At 48.6% G+C, this 19,907-nt stretch carries 13 protein-coding genes and 9 tRNA genes; 7 read left to right on the forward strand and 15 right to left on the reverse strand.

Annotation, left to right across the window (positions count from 1 at the left end; genetic code table 11):
* Nucleotides 1-15: 15 nt before the first annotated feature.
* From MHI54_RS07540 to MHI54_RS07600, 13 genes are all read right to left on the reverse strand, one after another.
* The gene (locus MHI54_RS07540) at nucleotides 16-507 is read right to left on the reverse strand and encodes a hypothetical protein (protein WP_340082807.1); all 492 of its coding nucleotides are present in this window, start codon (nucleotides 505-507) and stop codon (nucleotides 16-18) included.
* A 57-nt stretch (nucleotides 508-564) separates the two neighbouring features.
* A complete protein-coding gene (locus MHI54_RS07545) occupies nucleotides 565-1,788 on the reverse strand; it encodes an MFS transporter (RefSeq protein WP_095216253.1) in 1,224 nt (407 codons plus the stop codon).
* A gap of 120 nt (nucleotides 1,789-1,908) precedes the next feature.
* Complete coding sequence (locus MHI54_RS07550; protein ID WP_095216252.1) at nucleotides 1,909-2,673, reverse strand: cytochrome c oxidase assembly protein; 765 nt, start codon at nucleotides 2,671-2,673, stop codon at nucleotides 1,909-1,911.
* A complete protein-coding gene (locus MHI54_RS07555; protein WP_095216251.1) occupies nucleotides 2,666-3,121 on the reverse strand; it encodes a DUF2243 domain-containing protein in 456 nt (151 codons plus the stop codon). The genes MHI54_RS07550 and MHI54_RS07555 overlap by 8 nt, the downstream gene beginning before the upstream one ends.
* Nucleotides 3,122-3,245: 124 nt before the next feature.
* Nucleotides 3,246-3,318, reverse strand: a tRNA-Ala gene (locus MHI54_RS07560).
* A 3-nt stretch (nucleotides 3,319-3,321) separates the two neighbouring features.
* Nucleotides 3,322-3,396: transfer RNA gene (locus tag MHI54_RS07565), tRNA-Gly, on the reverse strand.
* Between the two features lie 21 nt (nucleotides 3,397-3,417).
* Nucleotides 3,418-3,499, reverse strand: a tRNA-Leu gene (locus MHI54_RS07570).
* A gap of 35 nt (nucleotides 3,500-3,534) precedes the next feature.
* Nucleotides 3,535-3,607, reverse strand: a tRNA-Lys gene (locus MHI54_RS07575).
* A gap of 28 nt (nucleotides 3,608-3,635) precedes the next feature.
* Nucleotides 3,636-3,709 (reverse strand) — tRNA-Gln (locus tag MHI54_RS07580).
* A 4-nt stretch (nucleotides 3,710-3,713) separates the two neighbouring features.
* A tRNA-Tyr gene (locus MHI54_RS07585) sits at nucleotides 3,714-3,799 on the reverse strand.
* An 8-nt stretch (nucleotides 3,800-3,807) separates the two neighbouring features.
* Nucleotides 3,808-3,883 (reverse strand) — tRNA-Thr (locus MHI54_RS07590).
* A 99-nt stretch (nucleotides 3,884-3,982) separates the two neighbouring features.
* Nucleotides 3,983-4,058, reverse strand: a tRNA-Val gene (locus MHI54_RS07595).
* A gap of 7 nt (nucleotides 4,059-4,065) precedes the next feature.
* Nucleotides 4,066-4,137 (reverse strand) — tRNA-Glu (locus MHI54_RS07600).
* Nucleotides 4,138-4,465: 328 nt separating this feature from the next.
* On the opposite strand from MHI54_RS07600, the gene MHI54_RS07605 reads away from it, so the two are divergent.
* Entirely contained in the window at nucleotides 4,466-5,854 is a 1,389-nt protein-coding gene (locus MHI54_RS07605; protein WP_095217190.1) for an NAD-dependent succinate-semialdehyde dehydrogenase, read from the forward strand.
* 171 nt (nucleotides 5,855-6,025) lie between these two features.
* Complete coding sequence (gene tnpA, locus MHI54_RS07610) at nucleotides 6,026-6,496, forward strand: IS200/IS605 family transposase (RefSeq protein ID WP_093727170.1); 471 nt, start codon at nucleotides 6,026-6,028, stop codon at nucleotides 6,494-6,496.
* 131 nt (nucleotides 6,497-6,627) lie between these two features.
* Here the strand turns inward: tnpA and MHI54_RS07615 are convergent, their stop codons facing one another.
* Nucleotides 6,628-8,043: a PLP-dependent aminotransferase family protein gene (locus MHI54_RS07615; protein ID WP_340082809.1), complete on the reverse strand. Its 1,416-nt coding sequence runs from the start codon at nucleotides 8,041-8,043 to the stop codon at nucleotides 6,628-6,630.
* Between the two features lie 100 nt (nucleotides 8,044-8,143).
* Here MHI54_RS07615 and gabT point away from each other — a divergent pair, with 100 nt between their 5' ends.
* Genes gabT through MHI54_RS07630 form a run of 3 tightly spaced genes read left to right on the forward strand, consistent with a single transcriptional unit; the run spans nucleotide 8,144 to nucleotide 12,233 of the window.
* Complete coding sequence (gabT, locus tag MHI54_RS07620) at nucleotides 8,144-9,451, forward strand: 4-aminobutyrate--2-oxoglutarate transaminase (RefSeq protein ID WP_340082810.1); 1,308 nt, start codon at nucleotides 8,144-8,146, stop codon at nucleotides 9,449-9,451.
* A 12-nt stretch (nucleotides 9,452-9,463) separates the two neighbouring features.
* A complete protein-coding gene (locus tag MHI54_RS07625) occupies nucleotides 9,464-10,864 on the forward strand; it encodes an APC family permease (RefSeq protein WP_340082811.1) in 1,401 nt (466 codons plus the stop codon).
* Complete coding sequence (locus MHI54_RS07630) at nucleotides 10,848-12,233, forward strand: NAD-dependent succinate-semialdehyde dehydrogenase (protein WP_340082812.1); 1,386 nt, start codon at nucleotides 10,848-10,850, stop codon at nucleotides 12,231-12,233. The genes MHI54_RS07625 and MHI54_RS07630 overlap by 17 nt, the downstream gene beginning before the upstream one ends.
* 34 nt (nucleotides 12,234-12,267) lie before the next feature.
* On the opposite strand, the gene MHI54_RS07635 is transcribed toward MHI54_RS07630, so the two are convergent.
* Nucleotides 12,268-16,587 (reverse strand): S8 family serine peptidase, encoded by a 4,320-nt coding sequence (locus MHI54_RS07635; protein WP_095217191.1) that lies wholly within the window; start codon nucleotides 16,585-16,587, stop codon nucleotides 12,268-12,270.
* A gap of 694 nt (nucleotides 16,588-17,281) precedes the next feature.
* Here MHI54_RS07635 and MHI54_RS07640 point away from each other — a divergent pair.
* Together MHI54_RS07640 and MHI54_RS07645 are read left to right on the forward strand one after the other, a co-directional pair.
* A complete protein-coding gene (locus MHI54_RS07640) occupies nucleotides 17,282-18,478 on the forward strand; it encodes a glycerate kinase (RefSeq protein WP_340082813.1) in 1,197 nt (398 codons plus the stop codon).
* Nucleotides 18,456-19,904 carry an SLC13 family permease gene (locus MHI54_RS07645; RefSeq protein WP_233135177.1) on the forward strand — a complete coding sequence of 483 codons (1,449 nt, stop codon included), beginning with the start codon at nucleotides 18,456-18,458 and terminating at the stop codon, nucleotides 19,902-19,904. The genes MHI54_RS07640 and MHI54_RS07645 overlap by 23 nt, the downstream gene beginning before the upstream one ends.
* Nucleotides 19,905-19,907 lie beyond the last annotated feature (3 nt).

Consider the following 19,907-nt stretch of genomic DNA (forward strand, 5'->3'; position numbering starts at 1 on the left):
TGTACGCACTTTCCTTCAATGGCGATCTTCCGCCCAGGTTCCCTGTTTGATAAAATAAGCCTTCACATCATCATGAAAGCCGACACTGACCTCCAGCGGGAATGCTTCTCCTCCGGCACGCTTGAAGCAGTCACTGAACCAGGCAATCATCACCTGCTCATCCGCCTTCTGCACTGCATCTTCCTGCAGTTCACGGAAAGCCTCGAATGAATCGGCAGCATCATCAGGCAGTTCGAAATATGGAATCTCCTCTGCCACTTCTTCACTTCCGCCTGCGTATTTATCGCCCATTTCATCATAATAACGTTCATTGCCATCAGCATCGAGCGCATAATACATGATCGTCAGCTCGAAAGCCATCGGCTCCTTGAACATACGAAAAGCGATTTTCTTCACTTCCGGCAGGAACGGCAGCTGGAAAATATGCTTCAATTCGCTTATCATGTCCTCCGAATGCTTCTCCAGGCAGACACTGACTGTCTCGGTATAATCTTGTATGGAAAACAAAGCGTTACCTCCTTCTTACTCTTGCTCTACTTTACCACACGGCACGGAAATCGCGCATCAAGCAAGTGTCTTGCCCTTCGTCTCCTCACCAAGCACCCAGACAGCGGCGACAGCAATGAGGACCGTCACACAGAATAAAAGAAAGACAGTGCTCACAGATAACCCAAAAGTTCCGCGGTACCCAATCAGCAGCGGACCTAGGATTCCGCCGATTCTGCCGGCAGTAGCCGCGATTCCGGAACCAGTCGCACGGATGGCCGTAGGATACTGTTCCGGCGTATACGCATAAAGAATCCCGTAGGCCCCCAGATTGAAGAACGAAAGCAGCATGCCTGCCGTGAGCAGCATCGCAGCCGATTCTGCATTCCCGAACAGTACAGCACTGATGGCAGTACCGATAAGATAAATGATCAGGATCGGCTTGCGTCCCACCTTCTCAATCAGCCAGGCTGCAGAGAAGTACCCCGGCAGCTGCGCCAGTGTCATGATCAGAACATACTCGAAGCTGCGGACCATATCGAATCCTTTTGCAACCATGACACTCGGGAGCCAAAGGAACATGCCATAATAGCTGAGCATGATGCAGAACCAGACGATCCAGAGCATGATGCTGCGCTTTGCAAATCCTTTTGCGAGCAGCTGCCGGATACCATCCATGACGGATGTTTTTTGCTTCAGCTTCGTATAAGATGGCGAATCCGGCAAATTCCTGCGAAGGAATACCGCGAACAGCGCCGGGATGGCTGTCAGCACAAGCGCCACCCGCCAGCCATAAGCTGGTATGACGAAATAAGAGATGATTGCTGCAAGCAGCCAGCCGACCGCCCAAAAACTCTCCAGCAATACAACCATGCGCCCGCGCCTTTGAGGGGCTACCGATTCTGAAACCAATGTCGATGCCACCGGCAGCTCACCTCCAAGACCTGCACCGATTAAAAAGCGCAGCACGACAAAGATAAGATAGGAAGTTGCCAATGCAGATAAGCCGCTGGCAATGGAGAATACCAAAATCGTCATCATGAATACCGTGCGCCGGCCGACCCTGTCCGCCATGATTCCGAATACAAATGCGCCCACGGCCATCCCAATGCTGTTAATACTCCCGATCCAGCCTGCCTGCTGCGCTGATAATCCCCAATCCAACGTCAGCGCTGTAATGATAAAAGATAAGATACCAACATCCATTGCATCAAATAACCAGCCCGTACCGACAATACCAAGCAGCTTTCGCTCGGAAATCCGTTTTGCTGCCCTTTGATGATCAGTTACTGTCCTTTCCATCCCAACACCTCTATAGACTCTTTATTTAACACCATAAGTTTACATGTGTCTTGACACTTTGTAAATCGATTATAGGGATAATTTGCTGAAAGTTCCGCCAAACAATACAAAAAAGCCGCTTCATTCAGCAGCTTCTTTTCCAGATAGGGGCCTACCAGGGGCTGTCGCACGATACCATTGCCAGCACAAAAGTATGATTAACATCAGATCGACAAAATCTCCGCCATAATACATCAGCATCGCTCCAGATTGCGCCTCAGCAGCACCCACAGCAGACGGAGGATTTGCGTAAAGGTATTTGGACAAGATGCCGTGCCCCGCAAGCGCAAAAATAAACACAACCATACGATATACATGACTCTTGCGATAGGACACAGGCTCTGTATAGAGCATCGCTAGCGTAAATAAATAACCAGCCGCAAAAACATGGAAGTGTACCAATAGCGATACCCAGCTCACCTGATGCATATGATGGTATAACGGCGTGGTGTAAAGCAGCCATAGCCCGCCTATATTCAATACTGCAGCTGTGACAGGATGAACCAGGAAGCGGGCGTATCCACTTCGAAATAGACGCATCACAGATCGTGCTCCTTTTTGAGGCAAAGCGCGTAAAAGCAGGGTAATCGGGCGGGATAAGATGACGAGCAGCGGCGCAAGCATACCAAGCAGCAAGTGCCCCGCCATATGAAAAACGAAGCTGTGATGCGCGTGCATTCCGATTGGACCGGCGAATGCCTGCACACCAGTCGCAACACCACCCGCAAACAAGAGAAGGCGGCGGATCGGCCAAGACTTGAATCTCTTAACCGCACTCCGCATTGCCGCCAGATAAATCAGGATAGCCAGGAATGCAAGGCTGATGAAAAATGCATCATTATGCATGCCTTCCCCTCCCAGAGCGACAGATAAGTATGATGCCAGCAGCCAACAGTATGATAGCTATTCCATTCCAGACCAAGTCATAATACAAAAGATTTTCTACCCCATAGCGGATTTGATGAATACGCAGCAATTTATGCTGGATGATGCCGTCATATAGCTGAAAAAAACCGCCGCCCAGGAGTACCGCACCCCACCAGCGAATTGGCACCATGCTTTTGCGCCTGCGCAAATCTGCCAATAAAAACAAACCGCCAACCGTGGCAAACCAGCTGAACGCATGAAAGAAGCCATCCGAAATCAGCCCCCATTCAGAAGTCGAAAGGTCATAAAAATGATGCCAATGCAGCAGCTGATGAAAGACAGCTTCATCAACAAAAGCAGCCAAGCCGAAGCCGAATAAGATTCCTGAAAAGATATTCCGTCCGTTAGATACAGTCCGATCCTCCATATCCACCCTCCTGTCAGTCAGCCTTTTACATTTTTCCCGACAGACGGCAGAATAAACAAAAAAGCACAGGAGAGACTCCTGTGCCGAATTAAAAAAAGCCATCCGAATGGATGGCTATCATGAGTGGAGCCTAGCGGGATCGAACCGCTGACCTCCTGCGTGCAAAGCAGGCGCTCTCCCAGCTGAGCTAAGGCCCCATATGGAGCGGAAGACGGGATTCGAACCCGCGACCCCCACCTTGGCAAGGTGGTGTTCTACCACTGAACTACTTCCGCCCAGCAGTATGGTAATGATGATGCGGGTGGAGGGACTTGAACCCCCACGCCATACGGCACTAGATCCTAAGTCTAGCGTGTCTGCCAATTCCACCACACCCGCGCAATAGAAACAGTTACTGGAACTGATCTATAAAGTGAGCCATGAAGGACTCGAACCTTCGACCCTCTGATTAAAAGTCAGATGCTCTACCAACTGAGCTAATGGCTCAAAAACATTCTATTGAAAAGAAAGTAAATGGCTGGGCTAGCTGGATTCGAACCAACGATCACGGGACCAAAACCCGTTGCCTTACCGCTTGGCTATAGCCCAATGATGGTGGAGGGAGTAGGACTCGAACCTACGAACCCGATGGGAGCGGATTTACAGTCCGCCGCGTTTGGCCAACTTCGCTATCCCTCCATCATAGGTGGTGCCGGCCAGAGGACTTGAACCCCCAACCTACTGATTACAAGTCAGTTGCTCTACCAATTGAGCTAGACCGGCAAGTTATTTAATTTTGTTGACCTCAACCGTCACGAATGATATCTTATCACCTATCGCTTGGTTTGTCAACACTTTTTTTGATGTTTTTCATCAAGCAAGTGGTGGAGGATGACGGGCTCGAACCGCCGACCCTCTGCTTGTAAGGCAGATGCTCTCCCAGCTGAGCTAATCCTCCGACTTGATGACCCGTACGGGATTCGAACCCGTGTTACCGCCGTGAAAGGGCGGTGTCTTAACCGCTTGACCAACGGGCCAGGTTGTCCTTTTCTTCGTTACGTTTTTCGTAACTCGAAACTGACAAGAGTTATTATATACAGGAACGCAACAGTTTGTAAAGCTACTTTTTCAAATTCTTTTTATTCAGATAATTAACCCGAATCAATCCTCCTTCCCTATCCTCTGAAACCCCCGTCATATCCACGTTTCCAAGCATTTTAATTATCTCTTCCATTCTTGCATATTTTCCTTTCAAAACAGGAATATAAACATGGACACTAAAAAACTTGAGCAGTTTTTTTGTCTGATTCAAAATTTCCTTGATAAGCTTTTCCTATGAAATAAATAAGAAAAGGGGCATTCGACATGACAGATACATTCGATGTAACCAACCCAGCCACAGGTGAAGTGATCGAAAAAGTAGCGATTGATTCAAAAGAAGCAATCAATGAAAAAATCGAAAAGATACATCAGGCTTTCCAAGCCTGGTCCAAAACTTCTGCAGCAGAACGCAGTAAGCTTCTTCGGGCCTGGCACGACAAGATGATTGAAAACAAAGCCGAACTTGCTGCGCTCATGACAGCCGAAAACGGCAAGCCGCTGAAGGAATCAGAAGGTGAAGTTTTATATGCCGCTGGTTATATCGAATGGTTCGCCGAAGAAGCCAAGCGTGTCTACGGCCGCACCATCCCTGCTTCCACAACGGATAAGCGCATGCTCGTCACCCGCGAAGCAGTAGGCCCGGTCGCAGCGATCACACCTTGGAACTTCCCGGCAGCGATGATCACAAGAAAAGCAGCACCAGCATTGGCTGCGGGGTGCACATTCATCATCAAACCAGCACCGGATACCCCGCTGACAGCTATCCGCCTGGTCGAACTGGCATATGAGGCCGGTATTCCGGAGGACGTCATTCAATATGTGAATGCCGATGGCGAAATGGTCGGCAAGATTTTCACCGATCATCCCCACATCCGGAAGATTTCCTTCACGGGATCTACTCCTGTCGGCAAACTGCTCATCAAACAAAGCGCCGATAGCGTGAAGCATGTCTCCATGGAGCTCGGCGGACACGCACCGCTTATCGTCGATGAATACGCAGATATCGACCGGGCTGTGACACATGCCCTGGCTTCCAAATTCCGCAACGCCGGCCAGACATGCGTCTGCGCCAACAGACTGCTCGTCCATGAATCCATCAAGGACGAATTCACAGCAGCATTCACAAAAGCAGTATCCGAAATGAAAGTCGGACAAGGCACAGAGGAAGGCGTGGCAATCGGCCCAGTCATCAACAAAAAAGGCTTTGATAAGATCGTTGCCCAAATCGATGATGCCAAATCCAAAGGTGCTAAAGTCCTCACTGGCGGCACCTATAACGCCGATGCAGAAAAAGGCTACTTCTTCGTCAACCCAACTGTCCTTGATCAAGTAACGGATGACATGGACATCATGCACGAAGAAACATTCGGACCGGTGGCTCCGATCACGACTTACACCGACATCGACGAAGCTATCCGCATCGCAAATGACACACCATATGGCTTGGCAGCCTATTTCTTCACGGAAAATTACCGCCGCGGGCTGTATATCGCCGAAAACCTGAAATATGGTATCATCGGCTGGAATGATGGCGGTCCATCCGCCGTTCAAGCTCCATTCGGCGGCATGAAGGAAAGCGGCGTCGGCCGCGAAGGCGGAATCGAAGGAATCGAGCCTTATTTGGAAACAAAATATATCTCCATCGGTATATGAAAGAAGGACCCGTCAGCGACGGGTCCTTTCTTGTTATATGTATTAGAAAACCCCTGGCTATGCCGGGGGTTCCAGAAAGCTTCAAGCGTGGTAATAAAAAAACCTCACTTCATGGTAGGATAAAGTTGGTTTCCCGACCACTTTATCTCGCCATAGAAGGAGGAGTGCCCTATGAAGGACATGAACAGTTTAGCACATACAACATGGAATTGTAAGTATCACGTAGTATTTGCGCCAAAGTACAGAAGGCAGGTTATTTACGGAAAATACAAAAAGAGTATCGGACAAATTATTAGGGATTTATGTGAACGGAAAGGTGTGATTATCCATGAAGCAAATGCTTGTCCGGATCACATTCATATGTTGATAAGTATCCCGCCGAAATTAAGTGTGTCACAATTTATGGGATACTTAAAAGGGAAAAGTAGTTTAATGATATTCGATCGTCATGCCAATTTAAAATATAGATATGGAAATCGAAAATTTTGGTGTCGAGGATTCTATGTTGATACAGTCGGGAGAAATAAGAAACAAATACAAGAATATATTAGGAATCAGCTAAAAGAGGACTATATGGGCGATCAATTGACATTATTCGAAGAGTACGATCCATTTACAGGAGAAAAAAATCGGAAGAAATAAAGAAATTCTTTAGAATTGGTGAGTAGATGTGGTGCAAGAGGGAACCCATTCAGCGGGCCTTTGAGGCCTAGGCCGGTAACAAAGGCTTTTAGCCGCAGAACAAACCACCAGTTCACACTGGTGGTTTTGATTCATTCAAAAACCGCTTCATACAGTAGTTCTACAGCTTCATCCATCTCAGTTGTACGCATGCTGGCAAAGCCGAGGATAAGCGTCGGTATCCGAGGCGGTTCTGATTGATTATAAAAACGGCTGATTCCATAAAGTAAGTATCCCCTCTCTTCTGCCCTCCTTTTTATCTCCTCCTCCGTACGTTCCACATGAAAGGAAACCAAAAAGTGCAATCCTGACTTCTCTCCTTTGACGGAAATAGTGTCACCGAATTTCGCCTTCAGCTTCTCTATCAGCATAGCTCGCCGAACTCGATATAATTTTGTCGTTTTCTTAATATGCTTCTGGTATTCCCCAGTTTCAATAAATGCCTGCAGTGTAAGCTGTGTTATGGTACTGCAGGAGGACATCAAAAAATGCAATGTTTTCTTATAAACCTCCAGGAGTGGTATAGGTAACACCATATAGCTCATTCTTAAACCCGGTAAGAGAGATTTGGAGAAAGAGCCCATATATATAACACGTGATGCACCATCCATTCCCTGCAATGATGGAATGGAGTCTGCGTCATATTTATACTCACTATCATAATCATCCTCAACAATATAACGATCCGGCGCGGAATTCGCCCAATTAAGCAGCTGGATCCGACGGGATATCGGCATGATTGCTCCCGTTGGGAATTGGTGGGAAGGCGTGGTGAGCAGAACATTGGCCCCGCTCGCTTCCAATGCATCGATCCGGATACCCTTTCGATCTATTTTCAGACTGGAGACAACCCTTCCTTCACTCTTCAACAGGTGATACATGCGCTGATAGCCAGGCTCCTCCAGCCCATATATCGTTTCCTTGGGCAAAAGTTTTGTTAATTGTCGGGTCAGCAGCTGCGTTCCAGAGCCTAGCACAATCTGTTCGGGATAACAGCGCACCCCTCGCGATTGAGAAAGGAATTGAGCTATCGTCTTCCGCACACTATATAATCCTTGAGGGTCGACATATTCCTCCAATAGCTTCTTATTCTTCCGTAACGCCTGTTGTTCGCACCATAGCCACTTATCCAACGGAAACACATTTATATCTGCACTCATATGGGAAAAAGACTTCCTCACTTCCCGCTTTTCATCCGCTTCCAGCAGATCAGAGGGAATATCAGAAATATGATTTTCTGGCTGTACGTAAAAAGAATCCAGTTCCTCCACAAAAAAACCTTGCCTTTCACGTGTGTAAAGATAGCCTTCTGCCACGAGCTGTTGATATGCAGCATTCACCGAATTCAAGCTTATCCGCAAATTGGCTGCCAGTTCCCTTTTAGAAGGGAGTTTATCATGCGGTAAATAACGCCGCTCCAATATGGCTTGTTTCATTTGCTGATAAATTTGCTGATATAGGAAAGCTTCATTCCGTTCTCTGTCCAGCTGCATGATGTATAAACTCATACGCCCCTCCTCTGATACTATAAAAAACTTCAGTTTGGTACTTTTTATTATACAGAAAAAGTTTGAAAATATTAAAAATAACAAAAAAGGAAGTGAAACAATGGCAACTTTAGCAAATGAGACTTTGTTGCTTCAGCAAAAACGAGATAAATACGTAGCCAGAGGCGTTAGTAATGGAAATAAATCCATCGCAGCCAAAGGTGAGGGAGCACTTCTTTTTGATCAGGATGGACGACGTTTCATTGACTTCGCAGGTGCAATTGGAACAATGAATGTCGGACACAGCCATCCAAAAGTAGTGGAAGCACTCAAGAAGCAAGCGGAAGCATTTGTTCATCCAGGGTTCAATGTCATTATGTATGCCTCCTATATCGAACTAGCCGAAAAACTATGTAGCCTGACTCCTGGTTCCTTTGATAAGAAAGCTATCTTCCTTAATTCAGGGGCCGAAGCTGTCGAAAATGCCGTAAAGATCGCACGGAAATATACAGGAAGACAAGCGGTCGTAACTTTTAACCGGGGTTTCCATGGACGCACGAATCTTGCCATGAGTATGACGAGCAAAGTAAAACCATATAAATTCGGGTTCGGTCCATTTGCTCCGGAAGTTTACCAAGCTCCTTACCCATACAGCTACCAACGTCCGAAAGATATGACAGAAGCTGCATATGAAGATTTCATCATCGAGCAATTCCAAGACTTCTTCATATCCCAGGTTGCTCCGGAAACCGTCGCATGTGTTGTGATGGAACCCGTACAAGGAGAAGGAGGCTTCATTATACCGTCCAAGCGCTTCGTACAGTTTGTAGCATCATTCTGTAACGAACATGGCATTGTCTTCGTAGCCGATGAAATCCAAACTGGCTTTGCCCGGACAGGCAAATATTTTGCAATTGAGCATTTTGAAGTTGTCCCTGATTTGATTACTGTCTCTAAATCGCTTGGAGCTGGCGTTCCGATCAGCGGTGTGGTCGGCAGGGCCGAGATGCTGGATGCATCAAATCCAGGTGAATTGGGCGGTACTTACGCCGGCAGTCCCCTCGGGTGTGTCGCAGCACTTGCCGTACTGGAAATCATCGAGTCTGAAAAACTAAATGAAAAGGCGGAGCATATCGGCAAGACTATTGAACAAGCCGCAAATCGCTGGCAAGAACGCTATGAATCTATCGGTGATATAAGACGCCTAGGGGCGATGGTTGCAATTGAATTTGTCAAAGACAGACAATCGAAACTCCCGGATAAAGCATTGGCGTCCAAGATTGCAGCGTATGCAAACGAACATGGTCTCCTTCTTCTTACCGCTGGTATTAACGGAAACGTCGTTCGCTTCCTTAGTCCGCTCGTCATTACGGATGAAGAGCTGAAAGAAGGGCTGGAAATCATCGAACAAGCATTGGAATCCATTTAAAGGAGGGTCTCTATGGCCAAACAGCAATTAAGGAAGACTATGTCGAAGTCGGATGTCATTTTTCTAGCCGTAGGAGCCATGCTCGGATGGGGATGGGTTGTACTATCCGGTGATTGGATTCTCGGAGCCGGATTTCTTGGCAGTATCATTGCCTTTGTAGTTGGAGGATTGCTTATTTGCCTCATCGGTTTGACATATGCGGAATTATCTTCTTCCATGCCTGAAACGGGCGGCGGTTTGGTATTCGTAAATCGTGCTTTTGGTAGGAAGATGGGGTTTGGTGCAGCTTGGGCCGTTCTTGCTGGATATGTGACAGTCATCACGTTTGAAGCTGTCGCATTGCCGACCGTCATCGATTATATCGTACCGATGAATCATGTCGGGTATCTTTGGACAATGAATGATTGGCCCGTTTATCTTACATGGGTATTGATTGGTTCAGGCGGAGCACTTATTTTGACACTCCTTAACTATATCGGGGCAAAGCCAGCAGCTATCTTTCAGTCCGTCTTCACAATCCTCATGATTGCTACAGCCGTCCTGCTTTTGTTTGGTGCCTCTTTCAACGGGAGCACAGCAAATTTACAGCCTCTTTTCACAGATGGCGCAGCAGGCGTCATCACTGTTCTGGTCATGGTGCCATTCCTGTTCGTAGGTTTTGATGTCGTGCCGCAGGTCGCGGAAGAAATCAATGCACCAGCCAAAACTATTTCACGTATACTGATGATTTCCATTGTTTGTGCCGTATTATTCTATTTATTGATTGTGTACGGTGTTTCTGCCGCACTTTCCCAGGAGCAGCTGGAGAATTCAAGTCTTGCAACCGCAGATGCGATGACAAGCCTCTTTGGCAGCCAAGCATTCGGTACTATATTGGTTGTCGGAGGTGTAGCAGGCATCATCACCAGCTGGAATGCATTTATCATTGGAGCCAGCCGGATCTTGTACGCAATGGCAGAGAGAAAAATGATTCCATCATGGTTCATGTATATCCATCCTAAATACGGAACACCAACAAATTCGATTCTATTCCTTGGTGCACTTGCATTCTTGGCACCGTTACTCGGCCGCCCCGCATTGGTCTGGATCGTGAATGCCGGCGGAGTCGGCATGATTGCCGGCTATGTCCTCGTGGCACTAGCTTTTCTTCGATTGCGCAAAATCGAGCCCGAGCTGAATAGGCCGTATAAAATCAAGTACTGGCGCACAATCGGTTGGGGGGCTGTCATCATGAGCATCGTATTCCTGACCTTCTACCTGCCAGGAATGCCGGCCGCACTCGTATGGCCTTACGAATGGGTCATGCTGATTGGCTGGATAGTAATCGGTCTCAGTCTATACAGGATAACAAACCGTAAATTAGCAGCTGTATCCACTCGGGAAAGGAGTATCGCAAATGACAAACGTGCTTAATGTATACAACCCAGGAACCGGTGACTATATAGCTTCTGTTGAAATGGATACCTTTGAAGCAATCGAGGAAAAAATCACTGCCTCGCACATAGCCTTCCTTAGCTGGTCGAAAACGAGCGCTATAGAAAGAAGCTCTTTGTTACGGAAATGGCATGCATTGATACTGACAAACAAGACTGAGCTCGCAGCCTTGATCACTGCAGAGAATGGCAAACCTCTGAAAGAAGCTCAAGGTGAAGTTTTATATGCCGCTGGCTATATCGAATGGTTCGCCGAAGAAGCCAAGCGCGTTTACGGCCGCACCATCCCTGCCTCCACCACCGACAAGCGTATGCTCGTCACCCGCGAAGCAGTAGGCCCGGTCGCAGCGATCACACCTTGGAACTTCCCGGCAGCGATGATCACAAGAAAAGCAGCACCAGCATTGGCTGCGGGGTGCACATTCATCATCAAACCAGCACCGGATACCCCGCTGACAGCTATCCGCCTGGTCGAACTGGCATATGAGGCCGGTATTCCGGAGGACGTCATTCAATATGTGAATGCCGATGGCGAAATGGTCGGCAAGATTTTCACCGATCATCCCCACATCCGGAAGATTTCCTTCACGGGATCTACTCCTGTCGGCAAACTGCTCATCAAACAAAGCGCCGATAGCGTGAAGCATGTCTCCATGGAGCTCGGCGGACACGCACCGCTTATCGTCGATGAGTACGCAGATATCAAGCGGGCAGTCGAACAAGCAGTAGCATCCAAGTTCCGCAATGCCGGACAAACATGTGTCTGCGCCAATCGACTACTTGTCCATGCTGCTATAAAAGAGGAATTCCTCCATCGCTTCACTCAAGCTGTCTCACAATTAAGAGTTGGTGTAGGAAGCAAAGATGTGAATATTGGACCAATCATCAATAAAAAAGGATTCGAAAAAATAGTCGCTCAACTTGAGGACGCCAAGAAAAAAGGAGCCTCCGTCCGTACAGGCGGTTCTTATGACCAAGATGATGAAAAAGGATACTACTTTGTACAACCTACCGTCCTTGATCAAGTGACGACGGACATGGACATCATGCATGAAGAAACATTCGGTCCGGTGGCTCCGATCACGACTTACACCGACATCGACGAAGCTATCCGCATCGCAAATGACACGCCATATGGCTTGGCAGCCTATTTCTTCACGGAAAATTACCGCCGCGGGCTGTATATCGCCGAAAACCTGAAATATGGTATCATCGGCTGGAATGATGGCGGTCCATCCGCCGTTCAAGCTCCATTCGGCGGCATGAAGGAAAGCGGTGTCGGCCGCGAAGGCGGAATCGAAGGAATCGAGCCTTATTTGGAAACAAAATATATCTCCATCGGTATATGAAAGAAGGACCCGTCAGCGACGGGTCCTTTCTTGTTCATTCTACAAATATCTTTCCAGCAGCAGTCGCATCGGTTTCATTCCCGAATGCATCTGTCGCTTTGACGACGACATCCGCTCCATCAAGCTTCACCGATGATGTCGCTGTCCAATAACCTACATACAAACCCTCTTCCGTTTCCCTCATTGGAAGCTCTGTTGCCTGGGATGCGGTGCGGAAATTCGTCAGCGGCGCCTTTAAGTAGAAGGTCGCATCCTCCAAGCCCGGTTCCGATTCAAAGGAAATGACAACTGTTTCGCCGGCCTGCAGATCTGTATCCTGTTCCGGTTTGACATTTTCCAATGCAGGAGCAGTATAGTCTGCTTCCAGCTCGATGACTTTCGTTACCTTATTTCCGGCCTCATCCGCTGCGGCTACTTTTATCTCATTGACACCTTCATCCAATAGAATGCGCTTGGAGAAAGCCCCGTCATCATCCACATCAGCATTCTCACCGTTGATCGTCAGCTTTTTCAAATAGTCATCAGATGCCGTACCCGTTACGGTCACGGTTTCCTTATTCGTTTTGCTGCCGTCCTCCGGCGCTGTAATCATCAGTTCCGGTTTTGTTTGATCCCGGATGACTGTTACAGCTTCAGATGGCGCAGTACTGCCATTTTCCAGCTTCGTCACAGCTGTCAGACTGTTTTCTCCTTCCGCCAGCTCCACTTCCGCGGCAAAGGCTCCTTCTTCGGATGCTTCCACTGAAGCGGCAGCTTCGCCGTTATTGCTGATTTCGACTGTTCCGCCAGGCGATGCAGTTCCTTCCACTGTCACCCTACTCTCTTTTGTGACTGTATCAGAGGCAGGCGACGTGATGACAGGGGACTGCGCCTCGTAATCAACAAGTGCCCGGATCATGTAGTTGCCATCCTCTTCCGGCACCAGGCTCCATTCCCCGCCTACATTCTGCCAGCTGCGGCCGGAAAATTCCCCATCTTCATCCGTTGCCAAAGCAGGTGTATTCGGATTCGGATCGGTTTGGATATAGAGAATATAGAAATCAGAATCGACTACAATGCCTTCCCCGGCCAAATCAATCTGCGTCCATTCTCCGTTTCGGAGAGCTTCCCCTGAAATCGGTCCGGCGAGCTTCTTGCCTGGTGCGCCATCTTCACCGGAATCATCATAGATTTCCACGGCAAAATTCGTGCCGCCCGGTGTCGGGAAGGTATCATCCCAGAACCGGAACAGTCCGCCTGTTACCAGGGCAGATGATTGTCCTTCCGCCAGCGTGAATTTTACGGCCCATCCATTTCCGGCATCATAAAAGGCATGTGCATTCTCGGCAGTGCCGTCATCATAACCGATTTCCCCGGCAAAGCCGATGAACGGCTCCAGCTCGACATTTTGTTCTGTTGCTTCCTCCGCAGTGACCGTCACTTCCAGTTCAGATCCCTTGAAGGAAGGGGCTGTAATTCTAAGGGTATATGTTCCTTCATAGGCAGTCAGCGTATACGTACCGTTGTCATCGGTCTGGGCCGGCTCGACGGCTGCATCTTCGACTACATATACGTTAGCGCCAGCTATCGGTTCACCTGTTTGTGCATTTGTGACCGTACCCGTCACCGTGCCCTCCGCAATCGGATCGAGCGTGAAGTTTTGGGTTACCGCCGTGCCTTCGGTCACAGTCACTGGTGCTGTATTGGAATGGAAGCCATAAGCAGCTGCTTCCAGCGTCACATCCCCTGCGGCTTGCAGTAAGCGATAGCTGCCGTCTGCCGGATCAGTTTGTACGCTTCGCCCGGTTTCCTGCACCGTCACCGTTGCATCGACCGGCAAGGCGCTTGGGCTGATTTCAGATGGGTCTGACTGTCCATCCGGCAATGATGGACCTTGGACATTCCGAATCGGGGTTGGCGCCAGCTTTTTCGCATGTACCGCCTTCTTGCTCTTTGCACTCTCCTTTGTCTGCTTATCCTCTTTCACCTTTTTTGTATCTTTCATGATGGAAGCAGAGCTGTTTGACGTATCTGAAATGGCTACATCATCGATATACCAGCCTTGTTTACCGATGCTGCCGTCCGTCTCCAAATGGAAGCCGACATAAACTGTCTGACCGGCATAATCACTTAAATCAATCTGTTCAGCAGACCAGGCGCCATTGGCCCCATTATACGAACCTACCTGCTCCCAATTTTCTTTGTCCGTCGATACGACAACATGACCATAATCGTATCGGCTTTCCAAGTCGAACCATGTCTGGAACTGCAAATATGCTTCACCGTCTTCCGGAACTGCTACAGGCGGTGCGAGCAGGGTCGCATCGGCATTGTTTGCATAAGCGCCTGTGCCATATACATTTTCACCAGATGCTGCCGCTTCAGGTCCTGCAGCCGGTGCTCCCCATTCCCATGAATTTTGATCACCGAATGATGTCCAGCCTGTCGGCTCCTCTTCAAAATCCTGGGTATAGCCAACTGACAGCGGGGCAAGCAGCTCCACCTCATACGTATCTGTCTCTGTTGTATTGCCGCCAAAATCGGTTACGACAAATTTATAGGCAAGCGTCTCACCAGCCGTTGCTTCCGCTGGCAGGACCGCCTGATACGTACCGCTGGCTGCATTTCCCTCTGCAAGCGTCGCTTCGATCGACTGCCATTCCCCTTCGTCTTGCTGATATTCAAGCGTCACTGTGTCTGCACTGATATTATCCGTCACTTCCGCTGAGAGCGGCGTGGCGACGCCCTGATACAACTCAGAAACTGCTTCATGCACAATCACAGCCGGCTCCCGATCTTCGCCATCCTGATACACATTCCCGTTGATTTCGCCGACACCAGTGGCGATGGTGGATGCAGCCAAATATGCATTGACGATGCCATGGCCGAAGCCTTCATTGATTTCATCAGGATATTCGCTGCTTGTCTGTCGATCAGCTGTATCATAGAGAATCGTTTCTATCTCGTCGACTGTCAGCGAACTATCCGCCTGCAGCAGCAGCGCAATGACGCCGCTCACATGCGGAGCGGCCATCGAAGTTCCGCTGAAGGAGGCACTGTATCCGCTGCCGCTTACCGAGGAATAAACACTCACGCCGGGAGCAGCAATATCTGGTTTTATTTCTCCCTCATAAGGAGAAGGACCGCGTGAGGAGAAGCTCGCCAAGCCATCTTCACTATCCGTTGCAGCGACAGAGATCGACTCTGGATAGTTGGAAGGTGCAGACACTGTCGCGTCTCCATCTCCATCATTACCGGCCGAGAACACTGGGACGATACCGGCATTCCGCCATGTCTGGACAACTTCGCGATACCATTCATCAAGTCCCGGACCGCCGCCCCAAGAGTTATTGACGATATCCGGTGCCTGCTCTGGATGCGGAGTGCCTTCTTCATCCTTTGGCGCAAGCATCCATTCAGCCGCATCCAGCAGGATGGCATCCGTTGTCTGCCCTTGCCCGGTATCCGGATGGAAAGCTTTTACCGCAATCCATTTGGCTCCCGGTGCAACGCCGATATCAGCGGATCCATCCGGAGCTGCACCGACAGCCGTACCGATCGTATGTGTCCCATGATCCAAGTCATCATACGGCACAGCTTCTCCGTCGACTGCATCATACCAGTTGAACTCATGCGAGACATTATCCGGGTCAGCCGCATCATAGCCGCGGTACTTTTCCAAAAGTGCCGGATGGTCATACTGCACCCCAGTATCCAACCCGCCGATGACGACACCCGATCCATCCAGTCCCATTTCCTGCCATACTGCAGGCGCTCCGACTCTTTCCACCCCCCACGCTTCGACTTCCTCAGCCAGAGCAGCTGCCTTTTTCTCCTCTGCCTTCGTTGGCTCAAGGATTTTACGCTCTCTGTCAGGCAGGATCTTCTCCACTTCCTCCGAAGCAGCCAGCTCCTCCATCACATCTTTGGAGCTCGTCACTTTCAGCGCATTGACGATATAGTAAGAATCATAGTCTTTCACGACACCTTTATCTTTCGCCTGCTTCAAGTAATCAAGCAAATTCGCTTGCGTTGCATCAGCTGTCGCACGCAAATCACTGACAACAGCCGAATTCTGGATACGCTTCGCTTCCTTGGCAGACAAACTGGCTGATTGTTTCTTCGCCTTCTCGACAGCAGTCTCTGCCGCCTTCTTCGTATCCGCCTGATCCTTCAGCTTCACCAGGTACGTCACCTGCCCATCCGCCTTGAACTGTGACGTAACATCCTTGTCCACCTTCGCTGCTACACCCTCACTCGCTTTCACAGAAGTTCGCTCAGAAGACTGTGCTCGTGAAGCTGTAGGAGAAAGCAACGACAAGAGAAAGACACCGATCGCCAAAATACTGAGCCACTTCGTCATCCTTTTGTGCATCTTCCCACACTCTCCTTTTTCTTGTTCTTGATATGGTCCTGCCCGCTAGCCTTCCATCTCCGCACGTTAAATGACAGATTATGTAATATCGCTCAGATGTTATAGCTAGATTACGAGAATCTGTCGTTTTCGGGAAGAGAGTCGCGGTAAAACAGGAGCATATATGCAGAAAGGATAGATTCCTGCGGGACAATAGTAACAATTTTCTGTAAATTATCCGCGTAAATCTATCATATCTTAGCAAGCACAACTTTCGATCGCCTTCGAAAGCCCTCGGATTATGCTGAAATGCTGAGCCTCCTCAGCAGCAAATCTCACGACATCTGGGCAGGAAATGGCCTTTTATAACCAGTAAACGGCACAACATCTTTTATCCCTATACCTAATTGGGAAATTCATCAAATGGGAAGCTATTTAGCCCTGGCACTATCCAAACTTCCATCGGCATTTCCATCATGAACCTTTCCACCTGCAAAATCCAAAAATATTTGTATGGGAACATGCCTATAGTCACAGCTATGCCACGAGGACAGGAAGTGCATGTTGGAACGCAATCCATCCAGCTGTCATTATTGCCAGCCTCCATTATCTGAAAATTCATCAATCTCTCATCTGTCCTTAATGCACCTCACAGGGAATACTCCAATTTCGCAGCTATGATAGCAGTATCAAAAAATAAACGGAGGATAAAGACATGAAAGTTATCATGATTCCATCAGGTTTTAAGGAATGCCTTGATGCGGAGGAAGTAGCAGTGGCAATGGGTGCCGGAGCAAAAAGATTCGAACCGTTCATCCAAACAGAGATGCTGCCAATGATAGATGGCGGAGAAGGCTTTGCAAAAGCAATCGTTAAGATAAAGGATGGGGAATTGATCCATAAAACCGTCACCGGTCCTGTCTGGCAGAAGATCGATAGCCATTATGGCGTCTTCCAGGAGGGAAATGAACGAATTGCCGTCATCGAAATGGCTGCTGCGGCGGGATTGAAGCTGGTTCCAAAAAACGTCAGGAATCCGCTGCATACGACTACCTATGGTGTCGGGGAGCTGATTCTCGATGCATTGGACAGACAAGTGAATAAGATTATAATCGGCTGCGGTGATTCCGGCACGTCGGACGGCGGGGCAGGCATGGCCCAGGCGCTTGGTGTTCGATTCCTGGATGCTAAGCAGCATATCATTGATGTCAAATCTGTCACCGACATTTTGAAAGCGGTAACAATCGATGTATCTCATGTAGACTCCCGGCTGAAGGACATCCCTATAGACGCTGCATGCAACTGGAAGAATATCTTGTGCGGAGAACGCGGGGTGGCGCGGATTTTCGGTCCCCAAAAAGGAGCCGCTCCCCATCAAGTCCATATCCTGTCTGCAGCCTTGGATCATTATGCTGACTTGATTCAAGCTGTCACGGGCATGAACGTCCGCTATGCGCCAGGAAGCGGAGCCTCAGGCGGTTTGGGCGCTGGATTGATGGCTTTTACAGGTGCCAGGCTTCATCCGCGCTTTGATTTGATCAAGCATTACATTCAAATGGAAGAAAAGATAGCGAATGCCGATCTCGTCATCACCGGCGAAGGAAGTTTGGATTTTCAGACACCTGACGGTAAGATTCCATGCGAAGTCGCAAGAATTGCCAAAAAGTATAATATACCTGTCATAGCCATCACCGGCACCATCGGACGCGGAGCCGAGAGCAATTATGAGGCCGGCATCGATGCGTACGTGAGTATTATCCAAAATCCTGTCACATTAGATAAAGCGATTGCTAAAGCCCCTCGATGGATTGAGGATAGCGTGGAATGTATCTTGCGGCAAATCACCATCGGGGTACGATTGGCAAATCAAGATAAGAGGACCCTGCCTTATGGAACAAATCAATCCATATAGGAGAAGTGAGAGAAAAACGTCCAAGCATCCAGTAAAATCATCTGCCAGAATACGCATCATTTGTTTCATGCATGCTTTCTTCCTCCTTCTGGTGGCTTTGACAAATCTGGATTATCCTGCGAAAGTATCGCTATTTGCCTTCTTATCCGCTATGACTCTCTGGATCGGCACAAAGATTCCAGCGGGATTTGTCGCAATTTCACTCCTATCGTTCATCATAATCATGAAGGCTGGGGATACAGAGCTGCTTTATCATGCCTTCAGTGAAGATGTGGTATGGCTGATGTTTGGAGCTTTCATCATTGGGGAGGCCATCAAGGAATCGGGACTTGCCGCACGGTTCAGCTGTGCCATTTTATCTCGTGCAAAAAGTAAACATTCCATTATAAAAGCCTATACATTAGCTTTAGGGCTGACGGCACTATTCATCCCTTCCACTTCCGGAAGGGCTGCCCTCTCCTTCCCTGTCATCAAGCAGCTGGCGCGCCACTTCTCCAGCAAGGAAAGGCAGTTTCTTGCCATCTTGACACCTGTGATCATTTTGATGAGTACATCCGCAACATTGATTGGAGCTGGCTCGCATATAATCGGAGTCGGCTTGCTGGAAAGCACGACTGGCCAGTCCATCTCCTTCCTTCAATGGCTGGTATGGGGAATTCCATTTACCGCTGTGATCACCATGGTGACGACGTTTATCGTAAGATTGCTTTTATGGCCTAAGCGGAGCCTTATAAGCGATGCCATACCGCAAGCTGGATCCGACGAAGAGGATATGGATCATCATGTATCACCAAATGAAAAAAAGACAGCGATACTGATTGCCGCCCTGATCCTCGGATGGATTTCAGAAAATATCCATGGATATGATACCGCGTTCGTTACCATCGTGGGCTCTCTATTATTCATGACTCCCCGTTATGGAATAATCAGCTGGCAGCAGGGGATAAAAGCCGTTTCATGGAATTTGCTTCTTTTTGTTGCAGCAGCCGCTGCCCTCGGCCACATCCTCATGGATACAGGGGTCATAGATTGGATGGAAAAAGAAATCATGCACAGCCTGCATTTGTTTACGGATGCCTCGGATTGGGCAAATGTCCTGATACTCTCCATCGTGACTGTTACAAGTCATTTATATATCACGTCCCACACGACACGCGCCATCGTATGTATACCGAGCCTGATCATTTTCGGGCAAGCAATTGGCGGAGACCTTGATTCCATTGTCTTCCTGAGTTTAATAGGAATGAATTATTGTGTGACATTCCCTGTCAGTTCCAAAGCTTTGCTTCTTTTTTATGAAGAAGGCGATATCGCATATGATGCACACGATTTACTGAAAATCAGCATCGTCCTGATGCCGGTATATATATTGGTGATACTTCTGTTTTATTTCACTTATTGGAATTGGACAGGATTATCGATATAAAAA

Origin of the sequence: Terribacillus sp. FSL K6-0262, from assembly GCF_037977385.1 — a bacterium.
GTDB lineage: Bacteria > Bacillota > Bacilli > Bacillales > Amphibacillaceae > Terribacillus.